Annotated in this window: 21 protein-coding genes and 1 pseudogene; 13 read left to right on the forward strand and 9 right to left on the reverse strand. The window is 69.4% G+C overall.

Annotated elements, in window-relative coordinates; genetic code table 11:
• On the reverse strand, nt 1–234 hold a 234-nt coding region (locus ACZ404_RS30460), incomplete at its 3' end, for an LGFP repeat-containing protein (RefSeq protein ID WP_468445387.1).
• 1,355 nt (nt 235–1,589) lie between these two features.
• Here ACZ404_RS30460 and ACZ404_RS30465 point away from each other — a divergent pair.
• The 4 genes from ACZ404_RS30465 (at nt 1,590) to ACZ404_RS30480 (ending at nt 4,431) form a co-directional block, all read left to right on the forward strand.
• Nucleotides 1,590–2,369, forward strand: a complete 780-nt coding sequence (locus ACZ404_RS30465; protein ID WP_468445389.1) for a PP2C family protein-serine/threonine phosphatase — start codon at nt 1,590–1,592, stop codon at nt 2,367–2,369.
• Nucleotides 2,370–2,442: 73 nt separating this feature from the next.
• Nucleotides 2,443–2,850, forward strand: a complete 408-nt coding sequence (locus tag ACZ404_RS30470; protein WP_468445391.1) for a hypothetical protein — start codon at nt 2,443–2,445, stop codon at nt 2,848–2,850.
• A 2-nt stretch (nt 2,851–2,852) separates the two neighbouring features.
• Nucleotides 2,853–3,959: a hypothetical protein gene (locus ACZ404_RS30475; RefSeq protein WP_468445394.1), complete on the forward strand. Its 1,107-nt coding sequence runs from the start codon at nt 2,853–2,855 to the stop codon at nt 3,957–3,959.
• A gap of 307 nt (nt 3,960–4,266) precedes the next feature.
• Entirely contained in the window at nt 4,267–4,431 is a 165-nt protein-coding gene (locus ACZ404_RS30480; RefSeq protein ID WP_468445396.1) for a hypothetical protein, read from the forward strand.
• 1,165 nt (nt 4,432–5,596) lie between these two features.
• Here the strand turns inward: ACZ404_RS30480 and ACZ404_RS30485 are convergent.
• Together ACZ404_RS30485 and ACZ404_RS30490 are read right to left on the reverse strand one after the other, a co-directional pair.
• Complete coding sequence (locus ACZ404_RS30485; protein WP_468445398.1) at nt 5,597–6,085, reverse strand: DUF4265 domain-containing protein; 489 nt, start codon at nt 6,083–6,085, stop codon at nt 5,597–5,599.
• Nucleotides 6,086–6,899: 814 nt separating this feature from the next.
• The gene (locus ACZ404_RS30490) at nt 6,900–7,115 is read right to left on the reverse strand and encodes a hypothetical protein (RefSeq protein ID WP_468445400.1); all 216 of its coding nucleotides are present in this window, start codon (nt 7,113–7,115) and stop codon (nt 6,900–6,902) included.
• A gap of 239 nt (nt 7,116–7,354) precedes the next feature.
• Between ACZ404_RS30490 and ACZ404_RS30495 the strand changes: the two genes are divergently transcribed.
• The 4 genes from ACZ404_RS30495 to ACZ404_RS30510 all read left to right on the forward strand — a co-directional run bounded on the left by ACZ404_RS30495 (nt 7,355) and on the right by ACZ404_RS30510 (nt 8,832).
• A complete protein-coding gene (locus tag ACZ404_RS30495; RefSeq protein WP_468445402.1) occupies nt 7,355–7,606 on the forward strand; it encodes a hypothetical protein in 252 nt (83 codons plus the stop codon).
• A gap of 2 nt (nt 7,607–7,608) precedes the next feature.
• Nucleotides 7,609–7,758 (forward strand): hypothetical protein, encoded by a 150-nt coding sequence (locus tag ACZ404_RS30500; RefSeq protein ID WP_468445404.1) that lies wholly within the window; start codon nt 7,609–7,611, stop codon nt 7,756–7,758.
• A gap of 547 nt (nt 7,759–8,305) precedes the next feature.
• A complete protein-coding gene (locus ACZ404_RS30505; protein WP_468445406.1) occupies nt 8,306–8,539 on the forward strand; it encodes a toxin-antitoxin system HicB family antitoxin in 234 nt (77 codons plus the stop codon).
• Nucleotides 8,536–8,832, forward strand: coding sequence for a hypothetical protein (locus tag ACZ404_RS30510; RefSeq protein ID WP_468445408.1), 297 nt, complete (start codon nt 8,536–8,538; stop codon nt 8,830–8,832). The genes ACZ404_RS30505 and ACZ404_RS30510 overlap by 4 nt, the downstream gene beginning before the upstream one ends.
• A 146-nt stretch (nt 8,833–8,978) precedes the next feature.
• Here the strand turns inward: ACZ404_RS30510 and ACZ404_RS30515 are convergent, their stop codons facing one another.
• Both ACZ404_RS30515 and ACZ404_RS30520 read right to left on the reverse strand, forming a co-directional pair.
• A complete protein-coding gene (locus ACZ404_RS30515) occupies nt 8,979–9,542 on the reverse strand; it encodes an SMI1/KNR4 family protein (protein WP_468445410.1) in 564 nt (187 codons plus the stop codon).
• Between the two features lie 365 nt (nt 9,543–9,907).
• Complete coding sequence (locus ACZ404_RS30520) at nt 9,908–10,495, reverse strand: DsbA family protein (protein WP_468445412.1); 588 nt, start codon at nt 10,493–10,495, stop codon at nt 9,908–9,910.
• Between the two features lie 639 nt (nt 10,496–11,134).
• Between ACZ404_RS30520 and ACZ404_RS30525 the strand changes: the two genes are divergently transcribed.
• Entirely contained in the window at nt 11,135–11,287 is a 153-nt protein-coding gene (locus ACZ404_RS30525) for a hypothetical protein (protein WP_468445414.1), read from the forward strand.
• Nucleotides 11,288–11,316: 29 nt separating this feature from the next.
• Nucleotides 11,317–11,607 carry a hypothetical protein gene (locus ACZ404_RS30530; protein WP_468445450.1) on the forward strand — a complete coding sequence of 97 codons (291 nt, stop codon included), beginning with the start codon at nt 11,317–11,319 and terminating at the stop codon, nt 11,605–11,607.
• A 56-nt stretch (nt 11,608–11,663) separates the two neighbouring features.
• Here the strand turns inward: ACZ404_RS30530 and ACZ404_RS30535 are convergent.
• Nucleotides 11,664–12,029 (reverse strand): annotated as a pseudogene (locus ACZ404_RS30535) (NADPH-dependent F420 reductase); the annotation flags it as partial.
• Between the two features lie 74 nt (nt 12,030–12,103).
• On the opposite strand from ACZ404_RS30535, the gene ACZ404_RS30540 reads away from it, so the two are divergent.
• Nucleotides 12,104–12,484 (forward strand): winged helix-turn-helix transcriptional regulator, encoded by a 381-nt coding sequence (locus ACZ404_RS30540; RefSeq protein ID WP_468445416.1) that lies wholly within the window; start codon nt 12,104–12,106, stop codon nt 12,482–12,484.
• Here ACZ404_RS30540 and ACZ404_RS30545 read toward each other — a convergent pair.
• Entirely contained in the window at nt 12,481–13,059 is a 579-nt protein-coding gene (locus ACZ404_RS30545; RefSeq protein WP_468445418.1) for a transposase, read from the reverse strand. The two genes, ACZ404_RS30540 and ACZ404_RS30545, sit on opposite strands and share 4 nt — an antisense overlap.
• Entirely contained in the window at nt 12,959–13,261 is a 303-nt protein-coding gene (locus tag ACZ404_RS30550; RefSeq protein WP_468445420.1) for a transposase, read from the reverse strand. The genes ACZ404_RS30545 and ACZ404_RS30550 overlap by 101 nt, the downstream gene beginning before the upstream one ends.
• 225 nt (nt 13,262–13,486) lie before the next feature.
• Here ACZ404_RS30550 and ACZ404_RS30555 point away from each other — a divergent pair, with 225 nt between their 5' ends.
• Nucleotides 13,487–13,624 (forward strand): hypothetical protein, encoded by a 138-nt coding sequence (locus tag ACZ404_RS30555; protein ID WP_468445422.1) that lies wholly within the window; start codon nt 13,487–13,489, stop codon nt 13,622–13,624.
• Nucleotides 13,625–13,827: 203 nt separating this feature from the next.
• A complete protein-coding gene (locus tag ACZ404_RS30560) occupies nt 13,828–13,968 on the forward strand; it encodes a hypothetical protein (RefSeq protein WP_468445424.1) in 141 nt (46 codons plus the stop codon).
• A gap of 815 nt (nt 13,969–14,783) precedes the next feature.
• Here ACZ404_RS30560 and ACZ404_RS30565 read toward each other — a convergent pair.
• Nucleotides 14,784–15,317, reverse strand: a complete 534-nt coding sequence (locus tag ACZ404_RS30565) for a GNAT family N-acetyltransferase (protein ID WP_468445426.1) — start codon at nt 15,315–15,317, stop codon at nt 14,784–14,786.
• Between the last annotated feature and the right edge of the window lie 1,357 nt (nt 15,318–16,674).

Genomic DNA, 16,674 nt, shown 5'->3' on the forward strand with positions numbered 1-16,674 from the left:
GAACGGGTAGCCGAACTGCTCCCTCCCAAGGGCTAGCCACTGCTCACGGATGAGCCCCCAAACCGCAAAGGCCCCGATTGCCGGGTGCCACGACACCGTCCCAGTCTGAAACTCTTCAGCCCGTCCAACACCGTCGAACGTCGGCCTTTCGATATCGAGCGGTTGTCCGAGGATTCCGCTATCGCCTCCGAGTGCGAGCCACTTGTCTCTGATTGCGCCTATGACATCGGGCATCTCAATCACCCTCTAGATTCAGCCATTTCCGGGCGTGACCGTTTGCCGGAGCATGCCGGCCGAACATTGGATACTGTCGCCCCAGGCAAGTGACCTCGTTCAGCGTAATTGCAGCATCATGTAGCTGGGCTGCCCCGCATATGAACGGTGTTGGGAAACGTTGGGGCTCCGCCTCACATCCCGCGGTGGAGAACACCCCGTCGCAATTCAGTCTGCGACCCTGTGGCGACAGGGGCAACCGGAGCCCGCCCGCAAGAGATCTTCAACCTTGATCGTTCATGAGCGTCCGTCAGTTGCTGACGGGCCCTCTGCGGTGAGCGTCGGTCGGGATTTTCACAGTCTGGACAGGCGCCCAGCTGTCGCGTCGGGTGTGCGCTGGGTTCCGCAGCTCCGGTGAGCTCGTGCTGCTTGCAGGGACGGGAAGGTGCTGGTCAGTCGGCTTTGGGAGGACTTGGAGCCGGTCCAGGACACCGGTGAGCACGTCATCCTGGTCCGCGACTGCCGCCTCTGCCCGCTCCGGCACCAGCCCCGGCGCGGGCCCAGCCCGCCGACAGTGCCCGGCCGCCTACTGCGCCCGGCCGACACGCGCGGTCGGCGGGACGAGCCCCGTTGCGCAGGTAGCCGGGACGCCGAGCATCCTCCCCGCACCCCCCCACCCCCGCACCACTCACCCCCTACCACCCCGGGATCAGTCCGCCCCCGGGCACGGCCACCAGCCCGCCCCTGCCAGCCTGAAACGGAAGCCCCACCATGCCGTCCGTCTCCCGCCCCGTCACCTGCCGCAACCAGCACTGCGGCGGCCGCCTCACCCCGAGCGGCGACGACACCCCCGACACCTACTGCGTCGCCTGCGCGGACCTCGCCGACGACCACGACCAGGGCGAGCACGAGCACGACAGCCACGAACACTGCCCTGCTTGCCAGCCCAGGCAACTTGCGACTCCGCGCCCTATACCTCCAGCCCCGCACCCCGGAGCCCCCACCCAGCCCCCGCCCGGCCGCGCCCTCATCGGGCGCCCCGGGACCGGGTGGGGCTGGCGGACACGACCCGTCGCGGCGGTAGCAGGGACGCCGTGGTGCCCCCGACCGGGGGCACCACCCACGGCGGGAAGCCCCCGGCCCCCGACCGGTCACGCCAGCGCGCCCCGCCGCCCCCGCAGCCGGTCCCCGCGCCCGGCCGCCCAGCCGCGCCGCCAGCCCTCTGGGCGCTGGTCGGCGGCGGGCACGGCCTGTTGCGCAGGTAGCCAGACGGCCGAGCATCCTCTCCCCACCACCCCGGCGAGAGCCCGCACCCCCCGGCACGACCACCCACCCCCGCGCCCCACCCACCGCCACCGGAACGGAGCCCACCCCTCGTGCGTACCTACGCCACCGCCCAGCACATCGGCGGCCGCACCACCCAGTGCGACGCGACCGCCGTGCGCACCGCCCCCGACGGCGCCCGCGCTTTCGTCCTCCTCGACGGAATCGGCTCCAACCAGGAAGTCCGCGAATGGACCCGCCAATCGGCCGTCCGCCTGGCCCAGATGGCTGCCCGCCGCGGTGACGCCACCACCGCCCTGCGCCACGTCCACGAGCGCCTCGCCGCCGACCCCGACCGGCAAAACCCCCACCTGCGCCGCCACCTGCCCAGCGCCGCCGTGGTCGTCGCGGTCACCGTCCCCGAACAAGCCACCCTCACCGTCGCCTGGTGCGGCGACTGCCGCGCCTACCTCCTCAAGCGCGGCATCACCCGGCGCCTCACCGACGACCACAACCTGCGCCGCGTCCACCCGCCCACCCCCCTCCACCCCCAGGGCGGCAACCGCAACATCATCACCTCCTACCTCGGCGCCGCGGCCACCGACACCGACGCGATGAACCACTACCAGCACCCGGCGATCGAATCCACCACGGCCGAGATCACCGAGGGCTGCCGCCTCCTCCTCGCCTCCGACGGTGCCTACGAACCCCACGAAGACGCCGGGCACGACCTGTACACCGAACTCGACGACGAGCCGCTGACCCGCACCGTCCGCAACTTCGTCAGCCTCGCCATCGACACCGCCCGCACCAAGCTGCCCGCCGATGAGCAGGAAGACCGTCCTGGCCATCGCCCTGGTGCTCGGTCTCATCCTCGGCCGAGGCGAGACTGACCCTGTACCGGTTCGGCTCGCAGCCACCGCGTGGCCGGGCACGCCGATCCCTGACTGGGTCACCCATCACCTGGTGCGTACCTATCGACTCGCCCCGCAGGACGCCCGCCGCCTGGTCCGCGACAACCTGGTGCTCCCGGTCATCGACGGCCTGGACGAAATGGACAACACTCCCACACCCGGCGGCACCTCCCGCGCCGCGCGACTGCTGCGTGCCGTCGAACTCCACGGACACCCCGGTGAGAAGGCTCCTGTGGTGCTGACCTGTCGTCACGTTGCCTACGATGCTCTCGTCGCCGTGGAGGCCCAGCCGCAGAAGGCGGCCCGGGTACAGATCGCCCGGATCGACCCGGAGCGGATCGTGGAGTATCTTCGGAATCTGGCCCGCTGGCAGCCCGTCCTCGACGCGGTCACCCCGCCGACCGGTCACCCTCGGCGCGGTCGCCGCTGGCAAGGAAACTCGACAGCCCCTGGCGCCTGACGTTGGCAGCCGTCGTCTACGAGGAACGCGGCGAAGACGACAGTTTCCTGCGCGACCCGGCTGACCTCCTTACCCTCGCCCGCAGCGGAGATTTCTACTGCCATCTGCTCGACCGGTACATCAAAGCCGCCGTCAATGCGTCCCTCGCCGGCGACGGCGAGCAGGCGGCTCCCCGCGCCCGGACGGTCCGGCTGGACCCGGAGAGGACCTGGCGTCATCTGGCGGCTCTCGCCCGCTACCTGCACGCCAACGCCCTGCACACTCCCCGGCGCGTGGCTGGCCGGGAGCTGTCCGGCAGCGACATCGTCCTGCACGAACTGTGGCCCTTGGCCGGTGACCGGGCCCGTATCGTCGCAGCCATCGTCACCTACGTCATGGTGGTTCCGTCCTGCATCACGTTCGGCATGTACTGCGTGCTGCTGCACTGGTCGTTGGTCATTCCCTGCGTCGTCTCCATGCTTGCCCCCTTCGCGGGGATGATGTCGCGCAGACGTTCCTGGCCGGAGCCCCGAGGGCTCGACTTCCAGCAACTGCGCAGCCGCAATGGCCTCGTGGCGTTGGTCCCCGCTGTCACGGTAGGCGCCGGCCTTGGTATCGCCATCGGCATCCGTGACGGGGCCGCGCCGGGGATCGCCTACGGTGCTGTTACCGCGGTTGTGACCGCGGTCGTCGTTGGCACCATCCTGGGTAGCGCCGTCCAGCAAAGGGGCAGCAGTTCCGTGATCGATCCGCGGGCGCCCGTACGAGCTGACCTGACCGGCATGCTCATCGTGGTGCTCGGGTTCAGCCTTCCGCAGGGACTCGCCAGGTTGCTCGGCTTCGGGTTCGCGGGCGGGCTCGGTGTCACGGTCGGCGCCGTGTGCGGCGCCGCGTCGGGGCTCGGGCTCGCGGTCGCGTTCGGACTCAGCGGCGGCCCGGGGCCGGTCGCCATCCGCTACATGGCCTTCCTGGTCTGCGCACGCCGCCACTTGCCCTGGCGGCTCGGCAGATTCCTGGACCGCTGCCACCAGCTCGGACTGCTCCGCATGGCCGGCATCGCCTATCAGTTCCGCCAGCGCGAACTACGGGACCACCTCGCCAATCGCCCCACGGCACCCATCGGTATCTGAGTCCCCGACCCGGCTGTCTCCCGCTCCGGGACGACCCGGTAGACGGCAGTTGAGAGACGGCAGACGGCATTGTGCCCTTGACCTGCGTTGGCTCGGGGATGCCCGCGACGCAGACGAGCACGCCGACCATCTGCAGGAAGGTAAGCAGCCGTAAGGACCAGGGGAACAGCATCCACGACCAGCAGACCCCTAAGAACACCATCAGATACGTCGGCGAAGGTGCAGGATGTGGACCGCAGGGCAGCAATGATTGTGCCGTCGGTCCGGGCGCTGCAGCGCTAGTGCCCTCGGCCCGGGGGAGAGCAGCATGAGCGACGGCACGTCAGCTCCGCCGGATGTTCATTACCCGCCCGTCCACAACGGCACGGATTATTTGGTCAGTGTTGTCGAGCTCCTCAAGGGCAAGGACTCCGGTCCACGAGAGCTCAAGTACGCCGTCCTGCACCTGCAGGCCGCCACCGAAGTCCTCTGAAAGCCCGTTTGGCCGCTGCTAATTGGCGCCTGGTCTTCGCCAAGGAAGACGATGCCGACCGCGTCGCCTACGAGCAGGGCAACTTCAACAGCTGCAAGATGGACGACGCAATCAAGCGGCTACGCGCCTTGGGGGTGCAGATTAGACCCCAGGAGAAGGGAAACATCAGTCAGCTTGGTCAGCAGCGTAACCGGCTGCAGCATTTTGGTCTGATCGCCCAAGGCGCCGGTGGTAGAGGCCCGCGCCGCCCAAGTATTGGACTTCCTTATCGACTTCGTCGACGAACACTTGCGGCCCCACCTCGCAACCACGATGGCCCGCGTCTAGACGCCCAGATGTCCTCATCCGCAACTTCCTGCCCAGCATCCGGGGCTTGGTCACCGTGCGATGGAATCGCATCGCCCCGACCTTGAGCAGATCAAGGAGCACACACTTCGTTGCCCGGACTGCGGCCTTTGGGCGTTGGTCGCGGAAGGCGGAGAGGTGGGCTGCCGTTTCTGTGGCACGCAGTGGCGGGAGGTAGAGGACCTTCCCGACTCGCACGCACTCGGCGTTCTGGGCCACTCATGGCGCCACGGCCATGACGACGGGCCAACCCAGCAGTGCCCCGAGTACGGGAGTTGTGCCCTGATCGGCGAGGCGTACCTGGCAAACGCCCCGGACATGGCGCGTCAGTACTGCTTCGCATGCTTGCAGGCTTTCGACGGCCTAGCGAACTGTCTGCGCTGTGCACAGTTGTTTCACCAGGGGCCGGAGGACGAGATCTGTCCGGTTTGCTGGGCGGTGGTGCTGGCCGCCGACTAGCTGCAGATCATCTGATCAACGGCCATCCTATCTAACCCGGGCGGCTGAAGCCGACTGGTTCAGGGCCGGGCAACCGTACGCGGAAGCGGGGTTGCCTGGTGGCCGGCGAGGACGAGAGCTACGGCTCAGCCCGTATCACGATCGACCTTGATAACACCAGGGTCGTCGCTGACGCGCAGCAGCTTGGGCAGCGGATCCGGAATTGGGCTGGCCGCGCGCCACGATGCCGTCCGCAAGCTTCATCCGCCGCCACAACGAGCCGTACCTGGGCGGTCTACTTGAAGGCGCCGTCGCGCTGCAGTACGCGGCGCAGAGCCGTGCAGCCTGGCTCACTGCAGGATGGGACGGGGCACGGCTGCTCTCACGGTCGCGCAGTGGCTTCCCAGGCGGCAGTGACACATCCTTCTTCCCAGTGCCACCACTCCTTCGTCTCGCCGTGCTCCAACAGCTCGCGGATTTTCAGCAGGTCTGCCTGTGGCGGGACATCCAAGGCCACCATCCCGAACCGCTCGATGCCTTCGCCCGTCGTACCGAGACGATGGAAGACCTCCAGCACGCTCTGCCGGGCGGCGGCTGAGCCGGCGTCCTTCAGCACGATAAGCCGGATGGTGCAGTTCTGCGAAGGCTGCACCGTTTCCCCGGCCCAGAAAACACCAGCATCATCCGGTTGAACCCTGATGATGTCTCCGCTGGCGACCCCGCGGATGAACCAGGGAGTGTTGTCCAGCCGCACCGTGCCGTCGCCGAGGTCGACAGCCCACAGGCTCTCGACACTCGCCGGCGGCCATCCGTCCTCGTCTATGTCCATGCGGAAATGGACCTTCACGTGGTCGTCATTGATGTTCGTCACCGAACCATCATCCACTTCGCATCCACCAGACCAGACTGCGGAGCACGCAGGTGCGTGCCTCCGGCCCCGGCAGGCAGCCCGCGACGATCGCCAACGCCAGATGATCCGCTTCTAAAACACGGCCTAGACGCAATACTTCGCTACCTGCCCCAGGCGCCTCGTGTCCGGGCGCAGGCACACCTTCCGCATATGACCCCTACAAAACGCGTGACGCCGAACCCTAGTTGTCCGCGGACAACAAGGGTTCGGCACTCCAACGCCTGGCTGTGGTGACGATGCCGGCATCGTCCACCGAGTGGACCCGATGGGCTCCACCGAATGGAAGCTGCCCGCGCACCGGATCACGCCAGACACCGTTCTGGTGCGCACCGCGATGTCCGGCACTGCACTCGGTGTTCAGCGCCCAACGATGCCCGGCACTGCAGTTCACTGGCTGGGAGCACACGGCAACGTGTGGTGCGCGAGTTGGCGAGATCCTGCGCGGCCACGCCTGTCTGCCCGGCCTGGCCGCCAGGCCTCAGCGCCGGACCAGATCAGCCACATCGCCGACTCCGCCTGGTCCCAACGGTGGCGGATCGCCGTCTGGTCTCGGAACTGGGCCCAGGTGACAGGGCCGGACCGAGAGGTGCGATGAGACGGCGGTTGGCTACGTCCGGGTCCGACCGAGTGCGGGCAGCCACGCTGCGCATGAACTCGCCCCGGGCCTTCGGCCGCCGGTCCGCCACTTCGTCCAGGCTTGGTCGGCAGCACAACGCCGATGTCCGCGCACAGTTGCTGAGGACAGGTGCCCGGACATCGGCGGGGGCATCGGCGGTCAGCCCGTTCGGACGGAGGCGCCGTAGCTGTCCGTGTGGCGCAACGTTCTCACGTCCTGCCAGTGTGCTGGCCATGCCTGGATGAGGTACCACTCGGTGACCTCGTCTGGGGCAAGGTCGGTGGCGGTGTCGCGGCCGCGGGCGTGGATGCGGAGCCGGTAATCGCCAGGGCCGTCGAAAGACAGGACCGGCAGTTCCTCGTCCAGGTCGTCCATCAGGCCGCGCACCATCAGTTCCCCGGAGGGTGAAGACAGGGACAGTTCGACGATCTCTTCCCACTCGGCGTTCCCGGGCTCGGGGGCGCCAGATCGCGGCCCCTCGCTGGGCGGTGTGCGCCGCATGGGCGACGGTACTTTGCACGGTGCCTTCGTGTGTGTGGCGGCTCTCCCTTGGGTTCGGAGTAGATGTCGGCTTCACTGGACGACTCGGTTCTCTCTACACAGGGACTCCGATCATGGTCTACGTGCTGATCCTGTCGGTGGTCTCGCAGGCGGCCGCTTGCCTCACGCTCGGCCTGGTGAGGCCTTGGGGCGAGCGAGTGCCGCGCTGGGTTCCGCGGTTGGGCGGCCATCACATCCCGCCGCTGGCGGTGGTCATACCCGCGGCAGTGGGCGCTGTAGCGGTGATGGGGCTGTGCGCCGCGGTCACGCTGGTGCCTGGGGGCCTCTGGACAACCCCGACTTCCCGCACGGTACGGCAGGCGTGATCATGGACGCCTGCTACGCCCCCCTGCTGGCCTGGGGTCCCCTGGTCATCGCCCTCGCTATCGCCTACGCCCGACGCCGTCGGGCAGGCGGTCTGGCCAACCGGCGTACTACGAAGCCCGCGGCGCGCGACCTGCCGGCCGCGGTGGTGTGAGCATGCCACCGCCGTCAGAGGGGGATCAGTCGGCCACGGGAAGTGCGGGCGTGCAGATCCGGCACAGACGGTAGCGAATGCCGCCACGCGGGCCGATACGCTCGGCGACCCAGGCCGCCGCCTCGCTGGGCTCCATCATCCGCTGGTACGTCGCCCACCCGGAATCGGAAGTGCCTTCGTGGGCGAACCTCGTCAGCGCACCCAGCATCCAGATCGAGTCATCCCCCTGGACGTGGCCGACCGACTGCTCGATCTCACGGCACGTGGCCCGGCCCGGGCTGCGGCTATTGCCCCGTACAGCCCGCGTGGCCCTGTTTCCGCGCTCGCAGTGCCGCCGCAACCGATACCTGCCGCCCGCCGCCGTCCACGAAGAGTCGGCCGCCGAGCCGCCTGCTGCTCGTGGGTGCCGGGCCGGGCTGGGTATCCCCGCATTGCCACGTGCGGGGCAGGCGCGAGCCCGGTACCCCCCAGGCCGGGCGGGGTCCGGGCATCCGCTGGCCGGTGCTGCGCAGACCGCGCTCGCCCCGGCTGCGGTACGTTGCAACCGATGTACGCCACCATTTTCGGTGGCTATCCTGCAACCATGTCTGTCATCACGATGACCCTGCGCATCCCCGATGATCTCGCCCCGTCGATCAAGACAGCCGCCTCCGAGGCCGGCTTGAGCCTGAACGCCTACGTCGTGCGCGCCGCGCGTCGGCAAGCCACACTCGACGCCGCACACCAGCTCGCCGCGCTCGGCCTCGGTGACGACCTGGCGGGCGAGGGGGACACTCTGTGAAACGTGGCGAGGTCTGGTCCCTCCCCGACGGGCGCAACGTCCTCGTGGTCTCCCTGACCGGCTTGGAGGAGGCATACGGCGCAGTGCTCGCGATCGTGCTGCACCCAAGCGGGCTCTTCCCCGACACGGCCATGTCCGTCGTGATCGGTGATCCGGTCCCCTGCACAGCGGTCGCCGTCAACCTCCAACAGCTGCGAGCGACCCGTTTCGACGGTGCGAAACTCCTGGGCGAGGTCGACCCCGCTGCCATGGCGCGAGTGGACCAGGCACTGCGCGCCGTCCTCGACCTGTAGACCCGACCGCCCTGAGACCTGTTCTCCGTCATCGCAGCCGCCGGGTCATTGCGCTTGCCGACGGCCTCGGCCCGCCCTGCCCGCCTTGATACAGCCGCCGTGGTGCTCGGCCGCGGCCAAGATCCGGGCCATGTGCGTGCGGGCTGTCACTCAGCGTCGAACCAGGGTTTGTTGGCGGCCCAGTGCTTGACCCACCCGGCGAATCCCGGCTCAGCCGTGGTGAACCCGAACTCGGCTCCGAACGGGGTGGCGCCTTCCCCGGTGATCAACCAGACGTGTCCACGATGCGGGCCGGTGACGACGAGATGCCAGTACATGCCGCATCCGTCCGTCCCCAGGACGATTGACCCGTGATCGAAGACCCGGCCCATGATCAGGTCGGTTACCTCGGACGGTTCTGCGTCGTCCTCTTCCCACAGCCACTGCGAGGTGAGGGGGAAGGGCTGGCTCAGGTCACGTTCGGGCCGGTCATCCCCCCAGTCATCGGGCAGCGCTGCCAGGGCCACCAATCCGTGGTCCGGCGGCCCGGAGTACGAGCCGTCGGTGATCTCCGCAACGAAGGTCCGATAGGGCTCCGGAAGAACTATGCCGTGCTCCGCTTCGAAGGCGCGCACCGCTTTCCAGCCCAACGCGGACTGACCGCCATCGTCGACAGCGAAGGCCGCACGAAGTACCGCGAGGTCATCTGGGACTGCCTGATCAAGATTCATGCGGCCCATTGATACCAGTCAGCGGTGACAGCGGTTGAGCCCACCGACGTAGCCAACACGAGGACCACATCCCCTCACGCTCACCCGGGACCCGGCCCATGCGACCACCCTGCGCGGCCTGGGGGAAGGGGGCCTGGGCCTCGCCGGTGCCGGTCATGCATCCTCGCCGAAGGCGCGGAGGCCAAAGGCGGCGAGGTCCGTACTGTTCCGTTACACCCTTCGTCACGGCCGTCATCGCGGGGGCCGTGGCGGACTGGCCGGCCGCCCCGGTCCCTGAGGCCGGACTGAGCGTGATGGGGGATGGCAGAACCTCGGCGCCTGCTGAACCTGCCGGCCGACAGAGCGACCGTGCTCAGGCCGACTCATCAACCACCTTCGCCAGGAACTGATCGAAGAGATCGGCCTGGTAGAGGATCGCGCCCTGCTCGACGGGAATCCGGTACCCGTTCACTTCTGCGGTTGGCGTCCCCCGGGCCTTCGTGCCCGTTGTAGTGGCCGGCGGCAGCGAACGACTTCTCGGACGCGTCCACGAAGTCTTGGTACTTCATGGTCTTGACAGCCGAGTCGAAGGACGGCGTGCGCAGCCCCTCCACCTTGCTCGCCAGGTGCAGCAGCCGCGCCTGCGTGTACCCGTCCTCCTCCTCGGGAGGCTGGTTGAGGTAGAGAACGGTGTGGTATTCGGCGAACTTCCCCTCCTTGAGAGCCGCTCGCAGCGCATTGACCGCCTTCCTCGACCCGCTTCCTCCCAGCCGCCCGTCCAGGAATGACGCCATGGTGTACTCGACCTTCACCTGGTGCGTGAGCACCCACTTGCTCAGGACCGGGCCGCCGCCGGTGGTCTCGAATTGCCGGCAGTAGGGGCAGCGCGGGTCTTCGAAGAGGTGCACGGTGACCCGCGCCCCGGGATCGCCCACCACGACGGTGGCGCCGTCCGGCTCCACCTGCTCGGGCACGTCCGCCAACTGGACGTAAGCAGGCTTGTCCCCCATGTGTCGCCCTCCGCCGTCCGCGGCGGCCGGATGCCGCGCGCACCGCAGCTCGACACCGTCGCAGCGAACCCGACTGCCAGCACGGCCGTGATCAGCCGTCTACCCCCACGCTTCACGCGCGTCAGCCTCCCGTATGCGTCTTGGAAGCGCGAGAGTAGGGCATCCGCGGAAGCGCAGCGGCGGTGGGGTTCGCTCCTTCCCGCGTGCGCTGATGTTCGTCGTGCGGCAGCCGTAGACGTGCCACGAACTACTCGGCAGCGGCAGAGACGGCCCAACTGGGTGACAGGCAATAACGCCGGACAAACGCGGACGTCCGCAGACCATCAGAGCAATTAGGAACCACAGCAGTCCAGGACGCCGCCCCGGCCCTTCCGCGCGGCGGCCGCCCACGCCCGCCACGCGGCCCTCAACGTCCCCTGCCCTGCCCGGCCTTCGTTTTCCCTGCCGCACCCCAGGTCCTTCGCCCTGGCGCCTCTGGTCGTTGAGCGCTCCGGGACCACCTCTTCCGCCCGCAGCCCGGCGGTTGTCTCCCGTGCCGCCAACCGCGGGTGCGCCCCCTGCAGTCGGGCCTTGTGGGGCTTGGCCGCGCGCGGGGCAGTGTCGGTGCCGCCGGTACTGCTCCCGCATCCCTTCTCGAGTGCCGGTCGCTCCACCCCCAAAGGGCGGCCCGGCACCCTCCCCGCACCCACACCCGCCACCGTCGCGGTCCTGGTGATCGCGCTGACCGTCCTCGCGCTCACCGTCTCCCTGCACTGACCCTCAGTCCGAAGGAGAAACCGATCACGATGACTGCCGTCGTGTACGCACGCTCCCACCTGGATGACCTCACCCGGCGCCAGGCCCACCGCGCCCTGCACACCGCCCGCTACTGGTGGCAGGAAGCCTCCGCACCACTGTCTTACTACCCCCCCCGCGAGTGCCGCCGGTGGGCCCGCGAAGCCCTCGCCGACGCCGCCCGGCTGCGCCGCCAACTCACCGCACTGCGCGCCCTGCCCCACCGCCACGTCAGCCGCGAACAGTGGGCGCGGATCACCACCCGGGCCGCCGGCCCCAACGCCACCCGGCGTACCGGCTGACCGCCTGTCGCGCCCCGCGCCCCTCCCACATCGACACCATCTCTGTCCACCCGGACTACCACGTGGGCTCCCGGTGCCGCCGCGGCAAGTTGCTGCGCGGCTGAGGGGCCGCCTTCTGTCAGCAGCCGGAAGGCCGGCCCGACCGGGTTGGAGCAGTCGATCAGCACCTTGCCCTCCAGGGCTGCGTGCAGGTCCCGTGTTACGTCTACTCCCGCCCCGAAGGGCAGCGCGGCCAATACCACCTGACCGGAGGCGGCCGCCGCGTGCAGACTGGCAGGCTTCGCGCTGCCTCCGATGCGCGTCGCGAGCCGCTCCGCCTTGTGTGCGTGCCGTCCCCCGATCATCACTTCGTGCCCGGCCCGCACCCAGTGGGTGGCGAGCGCGTCGGCCATGTTGCCCGTTCCCAGTACACCGATTCTCATCGCGCGGTCCCTCTCCGTGCCTGCTTCGACCGTTCACACCGACGCTAGACGGCTGTTCGGGCACCATTTGGTACGTGACGACCGACGCCTTCCTCGCCGACTGCCGCGCCCGCCTCGCCTTCGACCTGCTCTCCAACACCTGGAACGCCGTGGTGCTCTGGGCACTGCGCGACGGCCCCAGACGCCCGGTCGAACTACGGGAGCGGATCGGGGGCATCAGCTCCAAGGTCCTCACCGAGACTCTGCGCCGGCTGCAGTTCAACGGACTGGTCGACCGGCAGGCAGACGACGAGCACACATCACGGGTCGAGTACGAACTCACTCCTTTGGGCCGGACCTTGCTGGCGCCCATCGACGCTGTCGGCGCATGGGCCTTCGAGTACGGCGATGAGGTTATGGCCGCCCAGGAAGCAGCATGCACTCCCGACCCGCAGTCCCCTCGTCCAACTTCCTAGACGGGCCAACAGCATGAGCGCAGACGTCGCCAGTAGGTGAGTGCACATCCCAGGGTGAGGAAGGTTTCGTGGATGTCGTCGCGGACTTCCCAGTGGGTCCGCGGGCGGCGGAACCAGTGCAGGTGGGCGAATGTGCGTTCCACGGCCCAGCGTTGGCTGCTCAGGGCGGAGCCGTGGTCGGTGCCCCGGCGGGCGATCAGCGGTTTCACACCGAGATCCCAAAGACCAGGCGGCGGTACTTGTCCTGTCGTAGCCGCGGTCGTCCAGCACCATGTCCGGGCGGCGCCTGGGCCGACCGCGCTTGCCCCGCACCGGCGGCACCGCTTCGAGCAGGGGATGAGCTGGGTGACGTCGTTACGGTTGCCGCCCGTGAGGGTGGCGTGGAGCGGGATGCCGGTGGGATCGGTGATCGGATGGTGTTTGCTACCGGTTCTGCCCCGGTCAACAGGGCTTCGGCCCGTCTTGGAACCCCTTTTAACGCCCGGATGTGGGAGCCGTCGACTTCCGCCCGAGAGAAGTCCAGGGCGTTCGCGCAGCGGAGCTTGGCAAGGAGAATCTGGTGCAGTCGGCGCCACACCCGGCCTCGGACCACGCGGCCAGGCGGCGCCAGCAGATCATGCCCGAGCCGAAGCCGAGTTCCTGCGGCAGATGCTCCCACGAGATCCCGGTGTGCGGGACAAACAGAATGCCCTGGAAGACCAGCCGGTCCGGATGCCGCTTGCGTCCCGGGTGCCGGATCCGACGCTCGACTTTTGGCAGCAGCGGCTCGATCACCACCCACAGCGCGTCGTCGACAGTCCTCTAGTGTCGCGCCGCCCACCGAGCACATCCATCTCGCCGCGACCGACGCGACGTCCCGCCGCGCCTTTGCCTGGCGGCCCGGCGACCTCGCCGCCGCAGGCAAGCTCATCGGCTACCTCATCGCGTAGGGCGCCGACTTCGACCACCCCTCCGGTATGGGCGCCACCACTACGCTGCGCCTGCGTCCCTGACGGTGACCTGGTGGCCCGGCCGGGGGAGTGGCTGGTGCACGCCGACGGCGATCAGTGGCAGGTGGTCAGCGCCCGCATACCCGCGCACGTGCCACGGCTCGGCCGGGAGGAGGACGAGGGCGAGCTGGGGCCCCGGCCCACCTGTTGACTGGCTCCCGTCCCTTCTTCGCCGGCCAGCGGTTTGCGGGTGTTGCCCGCCGACTCGGAAGCATCTCCACCGCCGCCGGCGTACGCCACTGGCCCCCGCCCGCGGCTGAGCCCAGCCATACAACCGACGTTGGAGGTCCGCCCGTGACCGCTGCTCCAGCCACTCAACTGTTCCGCTAGGGGGCCTGGGTGTTCAACATCGCCATGGCTCAGATCCTCCTGAAGAAGCACCCCCGCGACGCGGAGCCCACCTCTGTGGCCGACTGGGTGGCCACCTACCACCTTGCCCGGCTCTCTCCGGACCACGACGGCGCGCCCTGGTGCCCGGTCTTGGGCCCGGACTAATCCGCGTTCAACGCCGAACACGCCCTGCAGACCGACCTCGACCAGCCGGTCATCATCGCCACGCTGGAGTTCGATGGCCGTCCGGTCATCCTGCTGATCGACCAAGTCCACCGCATGTACCGGGCCATGATCGAAGGGCGGGCGACGCTGACCGCGCACCTCCTGACCGCTGCCGAGACCGCGACGATCCGCGAGCGCTGACCCCAGCCGCCCGCGTCCGTGGAAGGGCCTGCCCCTTGGGGCGGGCCCTTCGCGTTCGCCCCGTGCTCCGCACCCGCACACCACGGGTGCGGGGCCGCCCGCACACCCGACCGCCGCGCCCGCCGCCGCGGGGGCAGTGCCCCCTCCTCTTCCCGACGTCGAGAGGCGAAGACCGCCGCATGAGGACTACCAGCACCACCTTCTTCCCCAACCGGTTCGCCGGCACCGGCACGCCTGTACGACGTGCACCACGGCCGCGACCTCGACCACGGTCACCGAGGACATCGGGCGGCGCTGCGCCGAGGGCCGACGCGTGTCCGCACGCGTCGACACCAGCCACATCCGCACATCGATGGGCCCGTATCCGCCGTCGAAGCCCGACGACCCCCGCGCCTTCATCTGGTCCCACTGCACATGATGCGACTGGTACGCGTGCTTCCTGGAGGACCAGCAGGCCGTGGAACACACCATGACCGTGCAGGACCACGCCCGCGACACCTGCGAGACGGACGGTCAACTGCTGTTGCCGATCTGAGGATTCGTGACCCGGCCTGACGGTGCCCGTCGCCAGGTGTTGGCCCTGACCCGGGCACGGCCTGATGTCTGTGCTCGGCTCAGCCGCAGCCAACTGCCGACGTGGCCTCGCGGGTCATGAGCACCGTGGGCAGCTTCCCGCGCCATAGGTAAGGCTCACCGGTGATCTCGAAGCCGTGGCGCCGGTAGAAGCGGATCGCGCGTTCGTTGAAATCGGCGACCCCCAGGCGTATGCAGGCGGGGCCCGCCCAGGTGAGGAACTCGGTCATCATGCGGCCCCCGAGTCCGTGACCCTGGGCATGGTCCAGCAGATACATCGGGCCGAGGGTGATCGATTCCGAGTCCTCCCAGTGGCCACAGAGATAGCCGACGATCTCCGTCTCGCACCGGACGACACGGCAGAAGTGCGGGGCAGGGTTCTGGTTCGCCACCTCGATGAACTTCCGCCACTGGGTGATGCCTTCTGCGGTGGCGGACGAGCCACGGTGCTCACGGATCCAGGACTCATCGATCCCCGCGTCCGCGTCGGTGTAGTTCTGCAGCCAGTTCCGCAGGTGCAGGGGCCCTATCGACGTGGCGTCGTCCGGCTGGGCGGTCGTGATCGCGTAGGTCATGCTCGACCATACTGCGACCACTGCCCCGGCCCGACGAGCAGACCCGCGCCACCCCCTGGGCCCCGTCCTGCGTCCCGCAAGGCGGCGCCGCACGCTGGGGTACCGCCCGCACCCCGGGGTACTGCCCACGGCGGGGGGCTTCAGCGCCCGCCGGCCGCGCCTGTCACACCCCGCAGCCGGTCCCTCCGCGCCCGCCCGCGTCCGCAGTTGTGCGCGCCCAGTCGCCGGCCGCGCTCGGGCGGCCGGGCGCGGCCGTCCGCGCGGTCGGGGGACGCGACTCGTTGCGCAGGTAGCTGGGACGCCGAGCGTCCTCCCCGCACCCTCCACGCCCCACCGTCCGGGGGCAGTCCGCCCCCAGCGCGGCTGGTCCGCCTTCTACCAGCCTGAAACGGTGCCCCACTATGCCGTCCGTCTCTCCCCGTCACCTGCCGGAACCAGCACTGCGGCGGCCGCCTCGCCCCGAGCCGCGACGACACCCCCGAAACCTACTGCGTTGCCTGCGCGGACCTCGCCGACGACCACGACCACGACCATGGCGAGCACAACCACGACAGCCGTGAACACTGCCCTGCCTGCCTGCCTGCCTGCCGGCCCAGGCCACCTGATATCCCCCGACTCTGCCCCGTGCCTCCGGCCCGCACCCCGGAGCCCCCACCCAGCCCCCGCCCGGCCCCACCTGGCGCCTGGGGGCTGGGTGGGGCCGGCGGACACGATCCGTCGCGGCGGTAGCAGGGACGTCGAGCACGGCGGCCCCGCACCACCCACCGCACCCCCGGTCCCGGCAGCCTTGCCGTCACTGCGTCACGGTGTGGGCGAGCCGCCGGCCGCCGGACCGCCCCGGCCTTTCAGGACGGGCCCGGCCCGGCCTCCTGCGCCACGCCTCGGCATGGCACGCCTCGGTCACCGGCCCCCACGCGCCGCATCCCGGCTGCCGCCCGCCCCCGGGGCCGCCCCCCCCGTCGCGGCCGGCCGGGTTGCCGTGCCCTGGAGCACCTGACCAGCACCCCCGCCGGTCCGGGGCATGGCCATGCCTCGCGTGGGTGATCTTGCGGTCCCGTGCCGTAACAGCCGCCGCGCACAGGGGTGTGCAGGGGTGTGAAGCGACTGATTCTCACCGCGGTCGTGGCCGCTGTTCTGTCCAGCACGGTCGTGGTCGTTCCGCAGGCCTCGGCCGGTACTCCCGAGCGGCCTCCGAGCGCGTCGGTGCGGGCGGATTCCAGCGAGTGCGGTTATGAGGTCACCGACGTGGTGGGGTTGTGGATGGGGCTTGGGTCCCCGCTATGCCGCTCTGGGTCTGCTGCACCGGGGTGATGCGGTGTATGCCTCTCAGGCCTGGAGTGGCTGGTACCGGGTCTGC

It is taken from the genome of Streptomyces sp. NPDC030798 (genome assembly GCF_055572275.1).

Excerpts from the sequence above, each read along its gene's own strand:
- ACZ404_RS30480 (WP_468445396.1), top strand. The coding sequence starts at position 4,267 with ATGAGCGACGGCACGTCAGCTCCGCCGGATGTTCATTACCCGCCCGTC.
- ACZ404_RS30490 (WP_468445400.1), bottom strand. The coding sequence starts at position 7,115 with ATGGACGACCTGGACGAGGAACTGCCGGTCCTGTCTTTCGACGGCCCT.
- ACZ404_RS30495 (WP_468445402.1), top strand. The coding sequence starts at position 7,355 with ATGGTCTACGTGCTGATCCTGTCGGTGGTCTCGCAGGCGGCCGCTTGC.
- ACZ404_RS30500 (WP_468445404.1), top strand. The coding sequence starts at position 7,609 with ATGGACGCCTGCTACGCCCCCCTGCTGGCCTGGGGTCCCCTGGTCATC.
- ACZ404_RS30505 (WP_468445406.1), top strand. The coding sequence starts at position 8,306 with ATGTACGCCACCATTTTCGGTGGCTATCCTGCAACCATGTCTGTCATC.
- ACZ404_RS30515 (WP_468445410.1), bottom strand. The coding sequence starts at position 9,542 with ATGAATCTTGATCAGGCAGTCCCAGATGACCTCGCGGTACTTCGTGCG.
- ACZ404_RS30530 (WP_468445450.1), top strand. The coding sequence starts at position 11,317 with ATGACTGCCGTCGTGTACGCACGCTCCCACCTGGATGACCTCACCCGG.
- ACZ404_RS30560 (WP_468445424.1), top strand. The coding sequence starts at position 13,828 with ATGGCTCAGATCCTCCTGAAGAAGCACCCCCGCGACGCGGAGCCCACC.
- ACZ404_RS30565 (WP_468445426.1), bottom strand. The coding sequence starts at position 15,317 with ATGACCTACGCGATCACGACCGCCCAGCCGGACGACGCCACGTCGATA.